The sequence below is a fragment of the Klebsiella sp. KTE92 genome, assembly GCF_000398905.1.
Classification (GTDB): domain Bacteria; phylum Pseudomonadota; class Gammaproteobacteria; order Enterobacterales; family Enterobacteriaceae; genus Klebsiella; species Klebsiella variicola.
The window spans coordinates 5263999-5285292 of sequence record NZ_KB976100.1; the positions used below are offsets into that span (position 1 = coordinate 5263999).

General features: G+C 54.1%; 19 protein-coding genes. 1 reads left to right on the forward strand and 18 read right to left on the reverse strand.

Translation table 11 applies throughout. The features are described from left to right. Window positions 1-122: 122 nt before the first annotated feature. The 16 genes from pstS to asnC form a co-directional block, all read right to left on the reverse strand. Window positions 123-1163 carry a phosphate ABC transporter substrate-binding protein PstS gene (gene pstS / locus A1WC_RS00925; RefSeq protein ID WP_012543307.1) on the reverse strand — a complete coding sequence of 347 codons (1041 nt, stop codon included), beginning with the start codon at window positions 1161-1163 and terminating at the stop codon, window positions 123-125. Window positions 1164-1500: 337 nt separating this feature from the next. Beyond that, the gene (gene glmS / locus A1WC_RS00920) at window positions 1501-3330 is read right to left on the reverse strand and encodes a glutamine--fructose-6-phosphate transaminase (isomerizing) (RefSeq protein ID WP_008806727.1); all 1830 of its coding nucleotides are present in this window, start codon (window positions 3328-3330) and stop codon (window positions 1501-1503) included. Between the two features lie 183 nt (window positions 3331-3513). Beyond that, window positions 3514-4884: a bifunctional UDP-N-acetylglucosamine diphosphorylase/glucosamine-1-phosphate N-acetyltransferase GlmU gene (glmU, locus tag A1WC_RS00915; protein WP_016162025.1), complete on the reverse strand. Its 1371-nt coding sequence runs from the start codon at window positions 4882-4884 to the stop codon at window positions 3514-3516. Window positions 4885-5578: 694 nt separating this feature from the next. Next, window positions 5579-5998, reverse strand: a complete 420-nt coding sequence (locus A1WC_RS00910; RefSeq protein WP_008806724.1) for a F0F1 ATP synthase subunit epsilon — start codon at window positions 5996-5998, stop codon at window positions 5579-5581. Window positions 5999-6018: 20 nt separating this feature from the next. Continuing rightward, a complete protein-coding gene (gene atpD / locus A1WC_RS00905; protein ID WP_008806723.1) occupies window positions 6019-7401 on the reverse strand; it encodes a F0F1 ATP synthase subunit beta in 1383 nt (460 codons plus the stop codon). 26 nt (window positions 7402-7427) lie between these two features. Next, complete coding sequence (gene atpG / locus A1WC_RS00900; RefSeq protein WP_008806722.1) at window positions 7428-8291, reverse strand: F0F1 ATP synthase subunit gamma; 864 nt, start codon at window positions 8289-8291, stop codon at window positions 7428-7430. 50 nt (window positions 8292-8341) lie between these two features. Beyond that, complete coding sequence (gene atpA / locus A1WC_RS00895; RefSeq protein WP_012543303.1) at window positions 8342-9883, reverse strand: F0F1 ATP synthase subunit alpha; 1542 nt, start codon at window positions 9881-9883, stop codon at window positions 8342-8344. A gap of 12 nt (window positions 9884-9895) precedes the next feature. Continuing rightward, entirely contained in the window at window positions 9896-10429 is a 534-nt protein-coding gene (atpH, locus tag A1WC_RS00890; protein WP_004202307.1) for a F0F1 ATP synthase subunit delta, read from the reverse strand. Window positions 10430-10443: 14 nt separating this feature from the next. Next, on the reverse strand, window positions 10444-10914 hold the full coding sequence (gene atpF, locus A1WC_RS00885; RefSeq protein WP_004107293.1) for a F0F1 ATP synthase subunit B: 471 nt from the start codon (window positions 10912-10914) through the stop codon (window positions 10444-10446). A gap of 50 nt (window positions 10915-10964) precedes the next feature. Continuing rightward, window positions 10965-11204 (reverse strand): F0F1 ATP synthase subunit C, encoded by a 240-nt coding sequence (gene atpE / locus A1WC_RS00880; RefSeq protein WP_000429386.1) that lies wholly within the window; start codon window positions 11202-11204, stop codon window positions 10965-10967. A gap of 48 nt (window positions 11205-11252) precedes the next feature. After that, the gene (atpB, locus tag A1WC_RS00875; RefSeq protein WP_016162026.1) at window positions 11253-12068 is read right to left on the reverse strand and encodes a F0F1 ATP synthase subunit A; all 816 of its coding nucleotides are present in this window, start codon (window positions 12066-12068) and stop codon (window positions 11253-11255) included. Window positions 12069-12075: 7 nt separating this feature from the next. Next, complete coding sequence (gene atpI / locus A1WC_RS00870; RefSeq protein ID WP_008806719.1) at window positions 12076-12456, reverse strand: F0F1 ATP synthase subunit I; 381 nt, start codon at window positions 12454-12456, stop codon at window positions 12076-12078. 616 nt (window positions 12457-13072) lie between these two features. Continuing rightward, window positions 13073-13696 (reverse strand): 16S rRNA (guanine(527)-N(7))-methyltransferase RsmG, encoded by a 624-nt coding sequence (gene rsmG / locus A1WC_RS00865; RefSeq protein ID WP_016162027.1) that lies wholly within the window; start codon window positions 13694-13696, stop codon window positions 13073-13075. Between the two features lie 116 nt (window positions 13697-13812). After that, window positions 13813-15702, reverse strand: coding sequence for a tRNA uridine-5-carboxymethylaminomethyl(34) synthesis enzyme MnmG (mnmG, locus tag A1WC_RS00860; protein WP_012543302.1), 1890 nt, complete (start codon window positions 15700-15702; stop codon window positions 13813-13815). Window positions 15703-16083: 381 nt separating this feature from the next. Then, the gene (gene mioC, locus A1WC_RS00855; RefSeq protein ID WP_008806716.1) at window positions 16084-16524 is read right to left on the reverse strand and encodes an FMN-binding protein MioC; all 441 of its coding nucleotides are present in this window, start codon (window positions 16522-16524) and stop codon (window positions 16084-16086) included. 98 nt (window positions 16525-16622) lie between these two features. Beyond that, on the reverse strand, window positions 16623-17081 hold the full coding sequence (gene asnC, locus A1WC_RS00850; RefSeq protein WP_002882510.1) for a transcriptional regulator AsnC: 459 nt from the start codon (window positions 17079-17081) through the stop codon (window positions 16623-16625). A 151-nt stretch (window positions 17082-17232) separates the two neighbouring features. Between asnC and asnA the strand changes: the two genes are divergently transcribed. Then, the gene (gene asnA / locus A1WC_RS00845) at window positions 17233-18225 is read left to right on the forward strand and encodes an aspartate--ammonia ligase (protein ID WP_008806715.1); all 993 of its coding nucleotides are present in this window, start codon (window positions 17233-17235) and stop codon (window positions 18223-18225) included. 4 nt (window positions 18226-18229) lie between these two features. Here asnA and viaA read toward each other — a convergent pair whose 3' ends face one another. Further along, on the reverse strand, window positions 18230-19678 hold the full coding sequence (gene viaA / locus A1WC_RS00840; protein WP_008806714.1) for an ATPase RavA stimulator ViaA: 1449 nt from the start codon (window positions 19676-19678) through the stop codon (window positions 18230-18232). Next, on the reverse strand, window positions 19675-21174 hold the full coding sequence (ravA, locus tag A1WC_RS00835) for an ATPase RavA (protein WP_016162028.1): 1500 nt from the start codon (window positions 21172-21174) through the stop codon (window positions 19675-19677). The genes viaA and ravA overlap by 4 nt, the downstream gene beginning before the upstream one ends. Window positions 21175-21294: the final 120 nt, after the last annotated feature.

Below are 21294 nucleotides of genomic sequence, written 5' to 3' on the forward strand. Positions count from 1 at the left end.
CTCTTTACGTATTAAAACTTGTTCGAATAAATGCCCGGTGGCGTTCGCTCCCGGGCCTACAGTCTGAACCGTAGGGCGGGCAGCGCCTGAACGCCCCCGCCATCTTCGTCAAAAATCTACTGTTAGTACAGCGCTTTACCGCTGCTGTCTTTGACGTTGGTTTTCCATGCCGCGCGAACCTGCTCTACCACGCTTTCCGGCAGCGTCGCGTAATCCAGCGCATTCGCTTCTTTCCCGCCGTTTTTATACGCCCAGTCGAAGAACTTCAGCACTTCAGCGGTCTGTTCCGGCTTGTTGGTCGCCTTATGCACCAGGATGAAGGTGGTTGAGGTGATCGGCCATGCATTTTCGCCTTTCTGGTTGGTCAGGTCCTGAGCGAAAGACTTGCTCCAGTCAACGCCTTTTGCGGCGTTAGCGAAGTTGTCTTCAGTCGGGCTAACCGGCTTGCCGTCGGCAGAGACCAGCTTGGTATACGCGAGGTTGTTTTGCTTGGCGTAAGCGTATTCAACGTAACCAATCGAGCCCGGCAGACGCTGAACAAAGGCGGCGATACCGTCGTTGCCTTTACCGCCCAGGCCGGTTGGCCAGTTAACGGTAGAGCCGGCGCCGATTTTCGATTTCCACTCTTCATTCACTTTGGACAGGTAGCTGGTGAAGACGAAGGAGGTACCGGAACCATCGGCGCGGCGGACCACGGCGATGTTCTGCGACGGCAGCTTCAGGCCCGGGTTGAGTTTAGCGATCGCTGCGTCATCCCATTTTTTAATTTTACCCAGGTAGATATCACCGAGGGTTTTGCCATCCAGCACCAGTTCGCCGGATTTCACGCCAGGCAGGTTAACCGCCAGTACCACGCCGCCAATCACGGTCGGGAACTGGAACAGACCTTCCTGGGTCAGTTTGTCATCAGCCAGCGGAGCATCAGAAGCACCGAAATCAACGGTGTTGGCAATAATCTGCTTAACGCCACCAGAGGAACCAATACCCTGGTAGTTCACTTTATTGCCGGTTTCTTTCTGATAGGTGTCAGCCCATTTGGCATACACCGGCGCAGGGAAAGTTGCGCCTGCGCCAGTCAGGCTTGCTGCTGCGAAGGCAGAGAAAGCGCTCATCGATAAGGTCGCGGCGACAACTGTTGCGACGGTGGTACGCATAACGTTCATAATGTCTCCTGCTGGGATTCGTAAATCATTGTTTCGAGGCTATGGTGAGCAAAATAGGTCAAAGAGGTGACAGTAAAATGTACGAATTATGACAGTTTTATGACAGGCAGAAAGAAGGGATTTTACAGCAAATAATAAATATATAACTCAGATAGTTATCTGTAATCATGACCGTGCAATGACAGAATAATTTTCTTTTTATGACAGCGAAATCGGACCGCAAAACGTTCGTTTGTCACCTACCGCCAGCCAAAATATTTCGCGCAAGTTCGGTAATAAACAGCAGGTGAAAATAAAAAGGGCCGCCGCCGGCAGCCCTTTGCAAGTAATGATGGTTTTACTCAACCGTTACCGATTTCGCCAGGTTACGCGGCTGGTCAACGTCAGTGCCTTTGATCAGCGCGACGTGATAAGCCAACAGCTGCAGCGGTACCGTATAGAAGATAGGGGCGATCGTCTCTTCGACATGCGGCATCTCGATGATGTGCATGTTGTCGCTACCGTTGAAGCCGGCTTCACCGTCGGCGAAGACATACAGCTCACCGCCGCGGGCTCGAACCTCTTCGATGTTGGATTTCAGTTTTTCCAGCAGCTCGTTGTTCGGCGCCACCACAATCACCGGCATTTCCGCATCAATCAGCGCCAGCGGGCCGTGCTTAAGCTCGCCCGCCGCATAGGCTTCCGCGTGAATGTAGGAGATCTCTTTCAGCTTCAGCGCCCCTTCCATGGCGATCGGGTACTGATCGCCGCGGCCAAGGAACAGCGCATGGTGCTTATCAGAGAAACGCTCCGCCAGCTGCTCAATACGCTTGTCCTGGGAGAGCATCTGCTCGATACGGTTCGGCAGGGCCTGAAGGCCGTGCACGATATCATGCTCGATAGACGCATCCTGACCTTTCAGTCGCGCCAGCTTCGCCACCAGCATCAACAGCACGGTTAGCTGAGTGGTAAAGGCTTTGGTCGAGGCCACGCCGATTTCCGTTCCGGCTTTGGTCATCAGCGCCAGATCGGACTCACGCACCAGTGACGAGCCCGGTACGTTGCAGATAGCCAGCGAGCCGAGATAGCCCAGCTCTTTCGACAGACGCAGCGCCGCCAGGGTATCGGCGGTTTCACCCGACTGGGAGAGGGTGATCATCAGGCTATTGCGACGCACCGCGGACTTGCGATAGCGGAATTCCGAGGCGATTTCTACATCGCATGGGACGCCGGCTAATGCTTCGAACCAGTAACGGGAGACCATCCCGGAGTTATAGGAAGTCCCGCAGGCAACAATCTGAATATGTTCAACCTGAGCCAGCATTTCATTGGCGTTCGGCCCCAGCTCGCTGAGATCCACTTCGCCATGGCTGATGCGCCCGGTCAGGGTGTTCTTAATCGCGTTCGGCTGCTCGAAAATCTCTTTCTGCATATAGTGGCGGTAGATACCTTTATCGCCAGCGTCATACTGCAGATTGGATTCGATCTCCTGGCGTTTCACTTCCGCGCCAGATTTATCGAAAATCACCACCGAGCGGCGAGTGACTTCGGCAATATCGCCCTCTTCGAGGAAGATAAAGCGGCGGGTCACTGGCAGCAATGCCAGCTGGTCGGAAGCGATAAAGTTTTCGCCCATTCCCAGGCCAATCACCAGCGGGCTACCGGAGCGAGCCGCCAGCAGGGTTCCCGGGTCACGGGTATCCATGATCACCGTACCGTAGGCGCCGCGCAGCTGTGGAATAGCGCGCAGCACGGCTTCACGCAAGGTACCACCTTGTTCCAGCTCCCAGTGCACCAGATGGGCGATAACTTCGGTATCGGTCTCGGTGACGAAGACATAGCCGCGAGACTGCAGCAGGGCACGCAGCGGCTCATGGTTCTCAATGATCCCGTTATGGACCACCACAATGTGTTCAGAAACATGCGGATGCGCATTGCTCTCGGACGGTTCGCCGTGCGTCGCCCAGCGAGTATGGGCGATCCCGGTACCACCATGTAACGGCTGCTCTTCTACCGCCTGAGCCAGCATCTGAACTTTACCCAAGCGACGCACGCGGGTCATATGACCTTCGCTGTCGACCACCGCCAGACCGGCAGAGTCATACCCACGGTATTCCAGACGACGTAAACCTTCGAGAAGGATTTCAGCAATATCACGCTGCGCGACTGCGCCAACAATTCCACACATAGTTAAATTTCCTGATAATGGCGATATGCCATGCGTTGTCGCTGACCTGTATTTGCCCGTTTTCCGGGCGCCCCGAGCCTTGTAGAGAGTGGGGTTATTGTTATGGTACTGCCTGCGGACGGGGGTCTATATTGACCCTCTCATCCTGGTTCGCCGGGCATATTTCCCCGGCGACAATCCAAATTATTTCTTCTTCACCGGACGCTGCCAGCCCTGTTTGTGGACCTGCGGTACGCGGCTCAACACCAGTTCGTTATCGGCGATATTGCGCGTGACGGTGGTCCCGGCGGCGATAGTGACGCCGTTGCCTACCGTGACGGGCGCCACCAGCTGGGTATCCGAGCCGACAAAGACATCATCGCCAATAATCGTTTTGTGTTTATTCGCGCCATCGTAGTTGCAGGTGATGGTGCCGGCGCCGATATTGACGTTATCACCGATCTCCGCATCGCCCAGATAGGTCAGATGACCTGCCTTGGAGCCTTTCCCGAGACGCGCTTTTTTCATTTCCACGAAGTTGCCAACGTGGGCGCCTTCCAGCAGTTCGGCGCCCGGGCGCAGACGGGCAAATGGGCCGATGGTGCAGGCAGCCTGCAGCTGGGCATCTTCCACCACGCTATAGGGGCTAATTTCGCAGTCATCGCCGATGGTGCTGTTTTTGATCACGCAGCCGGCGCCGATTTTCACACGATCGCCCAACACCACATTGCCTTCCAGAATAACGTTAGTATCGATCTCCACATCGCGCCCGTGCTGCAGCGTACCGCGCAGATCGAAACGCGCCGGATCGCGCAGCATCACGCCCGCCAGCAGTAATTTTTCTGCCTGCTCAGCCTGGTAGACGCGCTCCAGGCGCGCAAGCTGCAGGCGATTGTTGACGCCTTCGACTTCGCTCAGGCGCTGCGGATGCACCGCGACGATCTCGCGCCCTTCCTGATACGCCATGGCGATGATATCGGTGATGTAGTATTCGCCCTGAGCGTTGTTATTGGTGAGCTTCGCCAGCCAGCGCTTGAGGTCTGCTCCGCCGGCGATTAGGATCCCGGTGTTGATTTCCTGGATCTGGCGCTGGGCCTCGCTGGCATCTTTGTGCTCAACGATACCCGTCACCTGGTCATTTTCACGGGTAATGCGGCCGTAGCCCGTTGGGTCATCCAGCTTCACCGTCAGCAGACCAATGCCACCCAGTGGTTTCGCGGCGCGCAGGCGCTGTAGCGTCTCAACCGAGATCAGCGGCACGTCGCCATAGAGCATCAGAATGTCTTCATCATCATTGAAGAAGGGTGCCGCCTGCTGCATAGCGTGTCCGGTTCCGAGCTGCTCAGCCTGCAGCACCCAGTTCAGGTTGTCTTCATGGAGGGTCTGACGCAGCAGATCGCCACCGTGACCGTACACCAGATGCACCGCACATGCGCCTAAATCGTTAGCGGCATCAATGACATGCTGCACCATTGGCTTCCCGGCCAGGGTATGCAGCACCTTAGGAAGATCGGAATACATGCGGGTCCCTTTGCCTGCGGCAAGGATAACCACGCTCATCGCACTATTTGACATACTCATCCTGACGGTAGTTAGAACGGAAAGTAAAAGCCTTTCACGTTGAAATTTCTACATATTTTTCATCATAAAACGAGACGTGGAGAAAACGCCCAAGCCCGCGGTTATACACCATTTTATGACGCTATTTTTAACCACTGCAAATCAGTTTAACGCTGAAAAAGGGGGGTGGGGAGGGTAATCATTGACTATCTCACTGCTTTTGCTGTTTTTTCGCCACCTGAATAAAGCGGCAGAGCGCGGCCCTATTGACGGAGATTAACAGGAGATGAGCCGACTGAGTGTAAATCAGCCGCAGGCAGGGGAGAGCTGAAGTGATTGGTGGCATCAATAAAATACAAAAGGCCACCGTCAGGTGACCTTCATTTACCGGTTGCACATCGCCAGTGTTGTCGTTTTGATGGGCGATACGTCGTGCAAGCCGGGGGATAGCGCGTGGCTTAGAAGCTCAGTACGCTGAATTTGGCGATGATTTTATGGAACAGTTTCATGATGATTTCCTGACGCAGGTGCAGTTTGATAACGCTCTTTTATGTGACATACATCACAAAAATAGAGTCTACGCCTCATCATTTAACTAATCAATAACAATTAAGGGTGGATCCTGTTTTCACTTTATCCGCTCGCCAGCTGCTGGCCATAAAAAAAGCCAGCCTGGAAACCAGACTGGCCTTTTACGTTCAAGCCGGTGTTACATCGCTTTTTTGGTCAACTCGATAACGCGCAGTTTAGCGATCGCTTTGGCCAGTTCCGCAGACGCCTGAGCGTAATCCACATCGCCATGGGAGCTCTTAATGTGCTCTTCGGCTTTGCGTTTCGCTTCCAGCGCTCGCGCTTCGTCGAGGTCCTGACCGCGAATTGCGGTATCCGCCAGAACGGTCACGCTGCCAGGCTGCACTTCAAGAATGCCGCCAGACAGATAGATAAACTCTTCATGACCGTGCTGTTTAACGATGCGAATCATACCAGGCTTAATGGCGGTGAGCAGCGGCGCGTGTCCCGGGTAAATACCCAGTTCACCTTCGCTACCCGTTACCTGGATTTTTTCGACCAGACCAGAGAACATTTGTAACTCTGCGCTGACGACGTCCAGGTGGTAAGTCATTGCCATATCACCCTCCGATTAAGGCGTTAAAGTTTTTTGGCTTTTTCCACGGCTTCGTCGATGGAACCGACCATGTAGAACGCCTGCTCTGGCAGGTGATCGTATTCGCCTTCCATGATGCCTTTAAAGCCACGGATAGTGTCTTTCAGCGCCACGTATTTGCCCGGAGAACCGGTAAAGACTTCTGCTACGAAGAACGGCTGGGACAGGAAGCGCTGGATCTTACGTGCGCGAGCTACCACCAGTTTGTCTTCTTCAGACAGTTCGTCCATACCGAGGATGGCGATGATGTCTTTCAGTTCCTGATAACGCTGCAGGATGGACTGAACGCCACGCGCGGTGTCGTAGTGTTCCTGACCAACAACCAGCGGATCCAACTGACGGCTGGTGGAATCCAGCGGGTCAACCGCCGGGTAGATACCCAGGGAAGCGATCTGACGGCTCAGTACTACGGTTGCATCTAAGTGAGCAAAGGTAGTGGCTGGGGATGGGTCAGTTAAGTCATCCGCCGGTACGTATACCGCCTGTACGGAGGTGATAGAACCGGTTTTGGTGGAGGTGATACGTTCCTGCAGAACGCCCATCTCTTCCGCCAGAGTCGGCTGATAACCTACCGCTGAAGGCATACGACCCAGCAGTGCGGATACTTCAGTACCGGCCAGGGTGTAACGATAGATGTTATCGACGAACAGCAGAACGTCACGACCTTCGTCACGGAATTTCTCAGCCATGGTCAGGCCGGTCAGCGCAACGCGCAGACGGTTTCCCGGCGGCTCGTTCATCTGGCCGTACACCAGGGATACTTTATCGATAACGTTGGAGTCGGTCATTTCGTGGTAGAAGTCGTTACCCTCACGAGTACGCTCACCGACGCCCGCAAACACAGAGTAACCGGAGTGCTCGATCGCGATGTTACGGATCAGCTCCATCATGTTTACGGTTTTACCTACACCCGCACCACCGAACAGACCAACTTTACCGCCCTTGGCGAACGGACACATCAGGTCGATAACTTTGATACCGGTTTCCAGCAGTTCCTGAGAGCTGGACAGCTCTTCATAGGAAGGTGCTGCGCGGTGGATAGCCCAACGCTCTTCTTCACCGATGTCGCCTTTCATGTCGACCGGCTGACCCAGGACGTTCATGATACGACCCAGTGTTGCTTTACCTACCGGGACTTCGATTGGGTGCTCGAGGTCTTTTACTTCCAGACCGCGGCGAAGACCATCGGAAGAACCCATGGCGATGGTACGAACGATACCGCCGCCGAGCTGCTGCTGAACTTCCAGCACCAGAACTTCTTTACCATTCTGCACCTCAAGAGCTTCGTACACGCGCGGTACGGCATCCTGAGGGAATTCGACGTCAACTACGGCGCCGATTACCTGGACAATTTTTCCAGTAGCCATCTTGAATCCTCTACGAATTAACCTGGTTATACCGCGGATGCACCACCGACGATCTCGGTGAGTTCCTGAGTAATGCTGGCCTGTCGAGCTTTGTTGTATACCAACTGCAGCTCTTTAATCAGGCTGCCGCCATTGTCGGTCGCGGCTTTCATCGCCACCATACGTGCGGCCTGCTCGCTGGCCAGGTTTTCTACCACGCCCTGATAGACCTGAGATTCGACATAACGACGCAGGAGGGTATCCAGCAGCGCTTTCGGATCGGGTTCGTACAGGTAATCCCAGGATTTACGTTTCAGATCAGCGTCTTCTGATGCCGGTAACGGCAGCAGCTGAGTGATCGTCGGAACCTGAGACATGGTGTTAATAAATTTGTTGCTGACAACGTACAGCTTGTCCAGACGGCCTTCATCATAGGCCTGCAACATCACTTTTACCGGGCCGATCAGTTCGGACAGGGAGGGGTTATCCCCCATACCGGTCACCTGTGCAACCACGTTACCGCCAACGGCGTTAAAGAAAGAGACGCCCTTAGAGCCGATCATTGCGAGGTCGCACTGAACGCCTTTATCGGACCATGCTTTCATTTCCGCCAGCAGTTTCTTGAACAGGTTAATGTTCAAGCCGCCGCACAGACCACGGTCGGTCGACACCACCAGGTAGCCCACGCGCTTAACGTCGCGTTCTTCCAGGTAAGGGTGCTTATATTCCAGATTACCGTTCGCAAGGTGACCAATCACTTTGCGCATAGTATCTGCGTAAGGACGGCTGGCCGCCATACGCTCCTGCGATTTACGCATCTTGGAAGCGGCGACCATCTCCATCGCTTTAGTGATCTTTTGCGTGTTCTGGACGCTTGCGATCTTACTACGTATCTCTTTTGCGCCGGCCATGAGCTTCTCCTCAATGCCTTGCGGCCTGTCCTAAGACAGACCGCCAGACGTTACCAGGACTGGGTTGCTTTGAAGGAATCGAGGATGCCTTTCAGCTTGCCTTCGATTTCGTCGTTATAGCCACCGGACTGGTTAATCTCTTGCATCAGCGGAGCGTGATCACGGTCGACGTAAGCCAGCAGAGCGGCTTCGAAGCTACCGATTTTCGCCAGTTCTACATCAGCCAGGTAACCACGTTCTGCTGCGAACAGAACCAGAGACTGCTGCGCGACGGACATCGGCGCATACTGTTTCTGTTTCAGCAGCTCGGTCACTTTCTGACCGTGGTCCAGCTGTTTGCGGGTTGCATCGTCAAGGTCGGATGCAAACTGGGAGAACGCTGCCAGTTCACGATACTGCGCCAGTGCGGTACGGATACCACCGGACAGTTTCTTCATGATCTTGGTCTGCGCTGCACCACCAACACGGGATACGGAGATACCCGGGTTAACCGCAGGACGAATACCGGCGTTGAACAGGTTGGTTTCCAGGAAGATCTGACCATCGGTAATGGAGATTACGTTGGTCGGAACGAATGCGGAAACGTCACCCGCCTGCGTTTCGATAATCGGCAGTGCGGTCAGAGAACCGGTTTTCCCTTTCACTTCACCTTTGGTGAAAGCTTCAACGTATTCGGCGTTAACACGCGCAGCACGCTCCAGCAGACGAGAGTGGAGGTAGAATACGTCGCCCGGGAAGGCTTCACGTCCTGGCGGACGACGGAGCAGCAGGGAGATCTGACGATAAGCAACAGCCTGTTTAGACAGGTCATCGTAAATGATCAGCGCATCTTCGCCGCGGTCGCGGAAGTATTCGCCCATTGCGCAACCGGCGTATGGCGCCAGGTATTGCAGTGCAGCAGATTCGGATGCAGTCGCTACCACCACAATGGTGTTAGCCAGCGCGCCGTGCTCTTCCAGTTTACGCACCACGTTAGAAATGGTGGACGCTTTCTGGCCGATAGCAACATAGACGCACTTGATACCGGAATCACGCTGGTTGATGATGGCATCGATAGCCAGCGCAGTTTTACCGGTCTGACGGTCGCCGATGATCAGTTCACGCTGACCACGACCGATTGGGATCATGGCGTCAACGGATTTATAACCAGTCTGTACCGGCTGATCGACGGACTGACGTTCGATGACGCCCGGTGCGATCGCTTCTACGGCGGAGAAACCGTCGTTTTCCAGCGGACCTTTACCATCAATTGGCGCGCCCAGGGTGTTAACCACACGGCCCAGCAGGCCACGGCCAACCGGAACTTCCAGGATACGGCCAGTACATTTAACCTTCATGCCTTCGGCGAGGTCAGCATACGGACCCATCACCACGGCACCAACGGAGTCGCGCTCCAGGTTCAATGCGATAGCGTAACGGTTACCCGGCAGGGAGATCATCTCACCCTGCATACATTCGGCAAGGCCGTGGATGCGGATAACACCGTCACTTACAGAAACAATAGTACCTTCGTTATGAGCTTCGCTCACAACATTGAACTGAGCAATGCGCTGCTTGATCAGTTCGCTGATTTCGGTGGAATTCAGTTGCATGCTCCAGTCCCCTTAAGACTGCAAGACGTCTGCAAGGCGATCAAGACGGCCGCGTACGCTGCCATCAATGACCATATCACCCGCACGGATGATAATACCTGCCATAACAGACTTATCGATTTTGCAATTCAGCTTAACTTTGCGTGACAGACGTTTTTCCATCGCGCTGACGATCCTGGCAAGCTGTTCATCACTCAGTTGGTTGGCAGATATTACTTCTACCTCTGCGATGGCCTCACTGGCCGCGCGCAGGTGAATGAATTGCTCAAGAACGTCCGGGAGCACCTTCAGACGATTGTTTTCCGCCATCACCTTAATCAGGTTCTGGCCGTTTTCGTCGAGTTGCTCACCGCAGATAGCGATAAACGCTTCTGAGAGCGTTTCCGGCGCCAAAGCACCGGAGAGAAGCTCTGCCATTTGGTCGTTTTTGGTCACTTCGGCGGCAAACGCCAGCATATCCTGCCAGCGTTCAACACTGTTGTGTTCGACGGCAAAGTCAAAAGCTGCTTTGGCGTAGGGGCGAGCTACCGTTACAAATTCAGACATCAGCCCCTCCCTCCTTACAGTTCAGCGACAAGTTTATCCACGATGTCGCTGTTAGCAGCTTCATCCACGGAACGTTCGATGATCTTCTCGGCGCCAGCAACAGCCAGGATAGCGACCTGCTTACGCAGCTCCTCGCGTGCACGTTTACGCTCAGCATCAATTTCAGCCTGCGCTTGTGCAACGATTTTGGTGCGTTCCTGTTCTGCTTCAGCTTTAGCTTCGTCCAGAATCTGAGAGCGACGCTTGTTCGCCTGCTCAATGATTACCTGGGCTTCCGCTTTCGCTTTTTTCAGCTGGTCGGTCGCGTTGGCCTGTGCAAGGTCCAAATCTTTCTTAGCGCGTTCTGCAGAAGCTAAACCGTCAGAAATCTCTTTCTGGCGTTTTTCGATGGCAGCCATTAAAGGCGGCCATACGTACTTCATGCAGAACCATACGAAGATAACAAACGCGATGGCCTGGCCGAGGATTGTTGCGTTCATGTTCACAGCACAATACCTCTTTAATTAACTCTGTGGCTTAGGTTTCTAACAACTTACTACGCGACGGCGAACATCACGTACAGACCCAGACCTACAGCGATCATCGGGATAGCATCCACCAGACCCATAACGATAAAGAACTGAGTACGCAGCAGAGGAATCAGATCCGGTTGACGCGCTGCGCCTTCCAGGAATTTACCTCCGAGGATGCCGATACCGATCGCAGCACCGATTGCCGCCAGACCCATCATCACAGCGGCAGCCATGTACAGCAGATCCATATTCAGGTTTTCCATGACAGTCTCCAGTTTGTTTCAGTTAAAACGTAGTAGTGTTGGTAAAAATCAATGCTCTTCGGACGCCATCGACAGATAGACAATCGTCAGAACCATGAAGATGAAGGCTTGCAGCGTAATAATCAGGATGTGGAAAATGGCCCAAGGCACATTCAGGATCCACTGTGACCACCACGGCAACAGACCAGCAATCAGAATGAAAATCAGCTCACCGGCATACATGTTGCCGAACAGTCGCAGACCAAGAGAAACCGGTTTGGACAGCAGGCTTACCCCTTCAAGGATTAAGTTGACAGGAATGAACGCCCAGTGATTGAACGGCTGCATGGTCAGTTCTTTAACGAACCCACCTACGCCTTTCATTTTGATGCTGTAGAAAATGATCAGGATGAACACACCAAGCGCCATCGACAGGGTGATGTTCACGTCGGCAGACGGAACCACGCGCAGTGCAGGCAGGCCGAGTATGTGCTCACCGATCCAAGGTAAGAAATCGATAGGCAAGAGGTCCATCAGGTTCATCAGGAAGACCCAGACGAACACGGTCAGCGCCAGCGGCGCGATAACCTTGCTCTTGCCATGGTACATGTCTTTGACGCTGCCATGGACGAAGCCGATGATCATTTCGATGAAGGTTTGGAATTTCCCTGGTACGCCGCTGGTCGCTTTCTTAGCAACGCTACGGAACATGGCAAGGAACAGCAGACCGAGAACCACCGAGAAAAACATGGAGTCAATGTTGAGCGTCCAGAAGGTGGCTGTGTGGTTGTGCGGATCCACCAGCGAGAATGTACGTAGGTCCAGCTGAAGGTTGTTCAGATGGTGTCCTATGTAATCCTGCGGCGTCATATTTTCTGAAGCCATGATGCCTTTACCCTTTGTTGTTAATTACAGCTGGCGCCAGAACTTGTACCACCAGCACCAAAACCCACGTCACGATCAGCGGCATAAATACCACTTTTAAAACAGCCAGCGCCATCGCCAGAAGGGCGAAGGTCAGCAACACCTTGAAGGCTTCACCGAAGGCGAAGGTCCAGGCCACACGGCCTTTTGCTGGTGTATGCGCCTGATGACGCCAGGCAAAAATCATAAACATCAGGTTCGGCAAAACCACCGCCAAACCGCCGCATACAGCGGAAATGCCCCAGAAGGGGTCTTTGAGGCTGAACAGCAGTCCACTTGCTATTACTGCCAGTAACTGAATAAACAGAAGCTTGCGAGCAACGTTTCGACTCAAGAGCGACACTGACATCACGTTTTTACTCCTGCTCCCTTTGAGGTATGTCGCGTGTCGTATAAAACGTCCTTTAAGACGAAGAGTCAAGCATCAAAAAGCGGACAAATTATACGGTGACGCCCCGTGATTTCAAACAATAAGTAGCAAAATAGTGAATAAATGTTTAATTATTTTCCAACGGACAACTTTCCGTGCATTTCAGCGTTCTGTGAGCAGTCATACAAAACTGCAAATAACGTGGAAACACGGCAATTAAAGCGTGCATTAGATCACATAATAAACATTTCAAGCGCCCTTTAATGAATCAAGGACATAAAACACTATTTTTCATGCTTTTGATATTCAAGATAAAAAGTGAGGACATTATCTAAAACAACCTCACATACAATAAAAACCTTTTATTGACATTTATAATAAAAATTTAACATCACTATGCTGTTTATCTGTGTCGATTTTTAGCACCCTGATATTTTCAAAGTTGACTATTTTGTCAGTGAATCACTTACGCTAAGTTAACTGCAAGAAAAGCCATAGTAAAAACATGGTTAAATGCAGCCCGATAATATCGGGAGGTGACCTTTATTTTTGTAACATCCGCAGGCCACATTTTTTCCACATTTTTTGATAAAAACTAACGCGATTTTGGCGTGATCACCACCAGGTGCCGCTCCCCTTCCAACTGAGGAACATGCAGCTCAATCACCTCAGCAATGGCATATCCTTCCGGCAGGTTTTCCATTTCGTCTTTTTGCGCTAACCCTTTGAGTGCATAGAAGTGACCGTTCGCTGCCGGCAGATGATGGCACCAGCTCACCATATCATTGAGCGATGCGAAGGCGCGGCTTATCACACCGTCAAACGGCGGTTCGGCCGGGAAGGCTTCCACGCGGCTCTGCACCGGGGTGACATTATCCAGCTTCAGCTCATGCTGCACCTGACGCAGGAAGCGCACGCGCTTGCCGAGACTGTCGAGCAGGGTGAAATGCGACTCCGGACGCACGATGGCCAGTGGAATGCCAGGGAGCCCCGGTCCGGTCCCGACATCGATAAAGCGCGAGCCCTGCAGATAAGGCGCCACGATGATGCTGTCGAGGATATGACGCACCAGCATCTCATTCGGATCGCGAACGGAGGTCAGGTTATAGGCTTTGTTCCACTTATCGAGCAGCCCGACGTAGGCCACCAGCTGGTTTTTCTGGTGATCGGTGAGCGAAATACCCGCTTCATCCAGCAGACGAGAAAGTTTGTTGAGCACAGTCTGTACCTTCAAAAAATAATGAGCCCGGAGGCGCTAACGCTTACCGGGCTATGAATGATAAAGGCGAACGCTGATTATGCAACAGTGAAATCAGCGCAGGCAGGCGGCCGCAATCAGGCGCTGCGGCGCAGCATCCCCTGCTTTTTCAGCCAAACCAACAAAATAGAGATCGCCGCCGGCGTGATCCCGGAAATGCGTGACGCCTGCCCTATCGACGACGGCTTATGGTCGTTCAGTTTGGCGATCACTTCGTTAGACAGCCCGGTGACCTGGCGGTAATCGAGCGTCGCCGGCAGCACGGTATTCTCATTACGCTGCTGTTTCTCGATCTCATCCTGCTGGCGAGCGATGTAACCTTCATACTTCACCTGGATCTCTACCTGCTCGGCCGCTTGTTGATCTTCCAGTCCCGGTGCGAACGGCGACAGCTGAATCAGTTGCTCGTAGGTCATTTCCGGACGACGCAGTAGATCTTCACCACTCGCTTCACGCGACAGCGGCGCCGTCAGGTGAGCATTCACTTCGGCGGCGCTCTCTGCCTGCGGGTTCACCCAGGTCGATTTCAGACGCTGACGTTCACGTTCAATGCTTTCCAGCTTTTCGTTGTACCGCGCCCAGCGTTCATCGTCCACCAGACCCAGCTCACGCCCCTGTTCGGTCAGGCGCAGGTCGGCGTTATCTTCGCGCAGCATCAGACGATATTCGGCACGGGAGGTAAACATGCGGTACGGTTCTTTGGTACCCAGGGTGCACAGGTCATCCACCAGCACGCCGAGATAAGCCTGATCGCGACGCGGCGCCCAGCCCTCTTTTTCCGCAGAGAAGCGGGCGGCGTTAAGACCGGCCAGCAGACCCTGAGCAGCGGCTTCTTCATAACCGGTGGTGCCGTTGATCTGTCCGGCAAAGAACAGACCCTGAATGAATTTGCTCTCGAGCGTTGGCTTCAGATCGCGTGGGTCGAAGAAATCGTACTCAATGGCGTAGCCAGGACGGACGATCCGCGCGTTCTCCATCCCCTGCATTGAGCGGACGATTTGCATTTGCACATCAAACGGCAGGCTGGTGGAGATACCGTTCGGATAAATTTCGTTTGAGGTCAGGCCTTCCGGTTCAAGGAAAATCTGATGTTGGTTGCGATCGGCAAAGCGCATGACTTTGTCTTCGATCGACGGACAATAGCGTGGCCCGATCCCTTCGATCACCCCAGCGTACATTGGGCTGCGATCGAGGTTATTACGGATCACGTCATGGGTTTTCTCGTTGGTGTGGGTGATATAGCACGGCACCTGGCGCGGATGCTGATCCGCGGATCCCATGAACGAGAAGACCGGCATTGGGTTATCGCCGTGCTGTTGCGCCAGCACGCTGAAATCGATGGTGCGGGCGTCAATACGCGGTGGGGTTCCGGTTTTCAGGCGGCTTACGCGCAGCGGCAGCTCACGCAGACGACGAGACAGTGGAATTGACGGCGGATCGCCGGCACGCCCGCCGCTGTAGTTATCCAGACCAATATGGATTTTGCCATCGAGGAAGGTTCCGACGGTCAGCACCACCGCTTTGGCACGGAATTTGAGGCCCATCTGAGTGACGGCGCCCACGACGCGATCGTTTTCCACAATCAGATCTTCCACTGCCTGCTGGAAGATCATCAGGTTCGGCTGGTTCTCCAGCGCGGTGCGTACCGCCTGACGATACAGCACGCGGTCTGCCTGGGCGCGAGTGGCACGTACCGCGGGCCCTTTGCTGGCGTTTAGTATCCTAAACTGAATACCCGCCTGATCGATCGCGGTTGCCATCAATCCGCCGAGTGCGTCCACTTCTTTTACCAGGTGTCCTTTCCCAATGCCGCCAATCGCCGGGTTGCAGCTCATCTGCCCCAGCGTGTCGATATTGTGTGTCAAAAGCAGGGTTTGTTGGCCCATTCGCGCTGCGGCCATCGCGGCCTCAGTGCCTGCATGACCCCCGCCAATGATAATGACGTCAAAAGGATCCTGATAAAACATGGTGATCTGCCTCGCATAACGCGGTTTGAAAATGGATTGAAGCCCGGGCCGTGGATTCTACTCGGCTTTGGTCTTTTGAGAAAGACTCCGGGATCCTGAGTATTAAAAAGAAGATCTTTATATAGAGATCTGTTCTATTGTGATCTCTTATTAGGATCGACTCTCTTTGTGGATAAGTCGGATCCACGATGTAAGATCAAAAGCTTAAGAAGGATCACTATCTGTGAATGATCGGTGATCCTGGTCCGTATAAGCTGGGATCAAAATGAAGGGTTATACACAGCACAAAAACCATACGACGGTTATTCTTTGGATAACTACCGGTTGATCCAAGCTTTTAAGCATGGTTATCCACAGAAGATCCGACGATCTTTACAATTGTCAGAGCAAATTTTTCCAGGATCCCAGCCAGATTTCCGCTGGATCCTCCGGAATTTCATGTTCCAGCACGTTAATCTTCAGCGTTTCGCCGATCTGTTTTGCGCCGCTGGCCTTCAATGCTGCTTCTAATTTATCGATCGCCCCACAGAAGGTGTCGTATTCGCGGCTGCCGATCCCGATGGCGCCAAAGCGCACGGCGGAAAGATCGGCCTTCTGCTCCAGCAATGCGTCATAGAAGGGAACCAGGTTGTCGGGAATGTCGCCGGCGCCATGCGTTGAAGAGATAACTAACCAGATCCCTTCTGCCTGCAGATCGTCCACCAGCGGACCGTGCTGGATTTCAGTGCTGTAGCCGGCTTCTTCCAGCTTTTCCGCCAGATGCTCTGCTACATATTCCGCACTGCCCAGGGTACTGCCGCTGATAAGTGTAATGTCTGCCATGATCGCCGATCGCCCGCTCAACTGTTCAGAGTGGCGTATTGTACGCTGTGAGCGAGCTGGGATCTACCTGTGGAAAAATGTGGGATTAAAAAAAGCGATCAGGGCTTGATGGTGCGCATGATCGGGTTCTGCAGCACGATCAGCGTCTCGGTGGACTGAATTTCATCAATTGTTTGGATCTTGTTGATAAGTACCTGCTGCAGGGCATCGATGGATTTACACATCACCTTAATAAAGATGCTGTAGTGGCCGGTGGTGTAATAAGCCTCGGTGACCTCCTCCAGGCTTTCCAGGCGAGCAAGGGCGGAAGGGTAGTCCTTGGCGCTCTTGAGAATAATGCCGATAAAGCAGCCGACATCATAGCCCAGCTGCTTGGGGCTGACGTCAATGCGCGCACCGGTAATGATACCCGCCTGTTTCATCTTTTCGACGCGCACATGAATGGTGCCCGGGCTGACGCTGAACTGTTTAGCCAGTTCGGCATAGGCGGTACGGGCGTTGGCCATCAGCGCATCGAGAATGCCGCGGTCCAGATTGTCGATCTGATAATTTTCCATATCTTTTTCTTATGAAGTTTGAGGGTTCTTGCTATTTTAGCGTCATATTTTGATGAATTAAAAGTCGATGCGGCTTTTTATTGATTGATTATTGTATTGCGGCCCTGTTTTGTTGCTTAATCAATGGCAACAGGACGCAGGAGTTATAAAAATGAAAACCGCATATATCGCAAAACAACGCCAGATCAGTTTCGTTAAATCCCACTTTTCCCGTCAGCTGGAAGAGAAGCTTGGCCTGATTGAAGTCCAGGCGCCAATCTTAAGCCGCGTGGGCGATGGGACGCAGGATAACTTGTCCGGCTGCGAGAAAGCGGTTCAGGTAAAAGTGAAAACACTGCCCGACGCCCAGTTCGAAGTGGTTCATTCGCTGGCGAAGTGGAAGCGTCAAACCCTGGGACAACACGACTTCAGCGCGGGCGAAGGGCTGTACACGCACATGAAGGCCCTTCGCCCCGATGAAGACCGTCTGACGCCTATCCATTCCGTTTATGTTGACCAGTGGGACTGGGAGCGCGTGATGGGCGATGAAGAGCGTCACGTCGGCACACTGAAGGCAACCGTCGAGGCGATCTACGCCGGGATCAAAGCTACCGAGCTGGCGGTCAGCCAGGAATTTGGCCTGAAGCCTTTTCTGCCGGAACAGATCCATTTTGTTCACAGCCAGGAGCTGCTGAGCCGCTATCCCGATCTTGATGCCAAAGGCCGTGAGCGAGCCATTGCCAAAGAGTTGGGGGCCGTCTTCTTAATTGGTATCGGCGGCAAACTGTCTGACGGTAAGCGCCACGACGTGCGTGCGCCGGATTATGATGACTGGAGCACAGAGATTTCTGAAGGCTTTGCCGGTCTGAACGGCGATATCCTGGTTTGGAACCCGGTGCTGGAAGATGCTTTCGAGATCTCCTCAATGGGGATCCGCGTTGACGCCGAAGCGCTGAAGCGCCAGCTGGCCGTGACCGGCGATGAAGATCGCCTACAGCTTGAATGGCACCAGGCGCTGCTGCGCGGCGAGATGCCGCAGACTATCGGCGGCGGCATTGGCCAGTCTCGTCTGACGATGCTGCTGCTGCAGCTTGACCATATCGGCCAGGTACAGTGCGGCGTATGGCCGGCCCAGGTTCGCGAAAGCGTTTCCGCGCTGCTGTAATGAATTAGCGCCGCCAGCGTCGCAGCAGGCGGCTACGCAGCCCGGTATCAAAGCGCCAGATATGATCGAAGATGCGCATGATGCCGGGTTTGCCGTGTACCGACATCGCCACCGCGTGAAAACGGTGCTGGTGCTTACGCTGTAACTCCCCCACCTGAGCAATCACCTCATCCGGCAACCGCTGGGCGATAAAGTCAGAGATCACGACGGCATCCGCATCCACCCACTGCGGGTTTTGCAGACGTTCAATAATGGCGCGAAAACAGCTGGCCAGATCGGTACCGCCGCGAAAGCGCTGGCTTAAAAAGCGGATCGCCTGCTCCAGCCCGCGCTCGCTGGTCAGTTCGTAATGCACCACTTCGCTGGAGAACAGCATAATAAAGCAGCGACGGTTATCGGCCAGCGCGACGCGCATCAGGGCCAGACAAAAGGCCTTAGCGCACTGCTCGTTAAAACCGCCCATCGACCCTGACGTATCGACGCAGACAATAAAGGGCCCGCGCGGCTGTTCATCAAAATCCTGCCGTGTTACCGGGCGTTCGGTGATTTTCTCACGCCAGGCGTCGCCATGCAGCCGGTAGGTGAGCAGCTGTTTCTCCACCAGCTTGCGATAAAATTCAAACTCCAGCTCCGTGATGCCGAGCGTCGCCAGCTCCGGCGGCAGCAGGCGAAGAATGTCGTCACTCTGCTGGAGGCCGTCGACTTGCTCCGGTACTGTCGCCGGCTCGCGCACCAGGCTGCGAAAGGTTTCCATCGGGGCGTCTTTCTTCGGCACGGATTTCGCTTCCCGTGAACGTCCGAGTTGTTCCGCCAGCTGCAGTAGCTCCGGTTGCTGGTTGAGAAAATCGCCATAGCGCACGATCAACTGATAGTCGCCGCGTTTGAGTTCGCCAGCGCTCATATCCCACAGACGCCCGGCGGCAGTGTCATTTTCCGCCAGTACCGGATCGAGCTGACCGCTGAGCGTCATTCGTTCCTGGACCTCACTGAGTAACTGATCGCGTTCTTCATCCAGCAGTTGCTGGTTAAGGCTGGTGGCTTGCACCACCAGGCTCAGGCGCCAGCGCTGTAAAAACAGCGTATGCAACGCCGGGGTAAAGGTGGCATTGTCATCCACCAGCTTCTGCGCCTGAGCGGCAAAAGGAGACTGTAGCTGGTGCAGTTTGCCGAGGATCTGCGGGAGCTGGACAATAAACTGCGAGGTAGAGAGTAGCTGAGCCTGCTGATAGGTTTGCACTTCGGCGTCCAGATCCGGCGGGACGTTAACTTCTTTCAAACGGGCGCGAACGGCTTCACGCCAGCGTGGAATATCCGCCGCGATGATGTTTTTCAGGCGGGGGAATTTCTCAAAGAACACCGCCAGCTGAGGAGAGGCCAGCAGCGCCAGCAGCATCTCCTCGATCATTCCCTCTTCGCTGACTGCCAGCATGACATTCAGCATATCGAGCGTCATGGCTGCTTCGCCTGTTTAATCTGCGCGCCGACGTCCTGCAGGCTGGCTTCGATTCTTCCCAGCCACTCGACCGGGATAAACAGACACTTTTGCTGCTCGCTGAAGCGGTTGTGTTGCTGGTGCCACTCATCATCGAGCGCCTCCAGCTGTTGGCGAATTTCTGCCGGCATGTTCTCCTGCGATGCACTACCGGGCAGCGCGAGGCGTGAGCCCTGCAGGCTGACGTCGCGGACGACCAGGTGCTGGCTGGTGTCGACATCCATATTGAGCAGTTGGGCAAAGCCGATCCCGTTGAGCTTACCGCGGATCTCACCGCCCTTTTCCAGCCAGTTGGCTAACGCCTCGCGTTCAAAAGTAATGTGGATCACTTCCATATCGTGAAGTTTGAGCGGCTGCTGCAGCAGCAGCGTCAGGGTGGTCCCCTGGATCTCCGCCGGCAATTCATAATGCGGTTTGCGGCTAAACATCCCGCCAAGGCGGGTGACCTTCAACGCCGTTTTGTCGCTTTGCTGCTGTTGGATCTGAATGCGTCTCTGGACAATGGCCCCCAGCCGCGTCAGCATCGCCTGCTGTTGCCAGGCGTGACAGGTCATGAGCGTTTCCAGCTGCTGCGACATCAGGTTCATGCTCTCGACGTTGTGCCACAGACAATCTTTCAGCAGGATCAGATCTATCGGCGCGATGCTGTCGCGCCCGCTGAAGAAGGCGCTGGCCTGCAGCAGGCGAATGGCCTTTTTCCAGCGGCGATCCGAGACGTACGGCGCATTTGGCAGGGCATCCAGCTGCTGGCGGAGCTGGAATATCAGCTCAAACACCGCGTCTGGCAGTTTGATATTGCCGATCTGCTGCTGCCATTGGGTAAACTCTTCGTCGCTAACCTGCAGCGCGCTGGGCACTGGATTGATGTTTTCATCCTGCTGGCTGACCAGCATTGAACGGAAATTACCTTTATCCTGCACTTTATCAAGCCACAGACGGATCAGCATTCGGTCATACAGCGCTTCCAGACTGCTGTCGGCTTCGGGGAGTTCGTTCGACGCGGCCACCAGCAGGCGCATCGGGATTTTCTCTTCGTGCGCCCCATTGCGGAAGTGACGTTCGTTAATCGCCGTCAGCAGGGTGTTGAGGATCGCCGGACCCGCTTTCCATATTTCATCGAGAAAGACGATTTCGGCTTCCGGCAGGTAGCCGGCGGTTAAACGTTCGTAACGGCCTTCATCCTTCAGTGCCTGAATGGACAGTGGCCCAAAAACTTCTTCCGGGGTGGAGAAGCGGGTCATCAGGTATTCAAAAGCGCGCGCCTGCTGGAAGGCGAATTTGAGGCGGCGGGCAATCAGGCTTTTGGCGATCCCCGGTGGGCCGAGCAAAAAAACGCTCTCGCCGCTGAGCGCCGCCAGCAGGCAGAGGCGTATCGCGTGGCTGCGTTCAAAGAGTCCTTTTTCGAGTGCCGCGCTGAGCCGGGAAATTCTTTCAGCCAGTAAATGTGTTTGAGCCATAATTGAGTTGCGTGCTTTGTCATGTATCGTTATTGGGTCGAGTATAGATGTTAGAGCAGGGGCGGTAATAGCCTGAAGAATCGATTTATTTTTTTTGAGCCAGGTTAATATGGTGTCTGT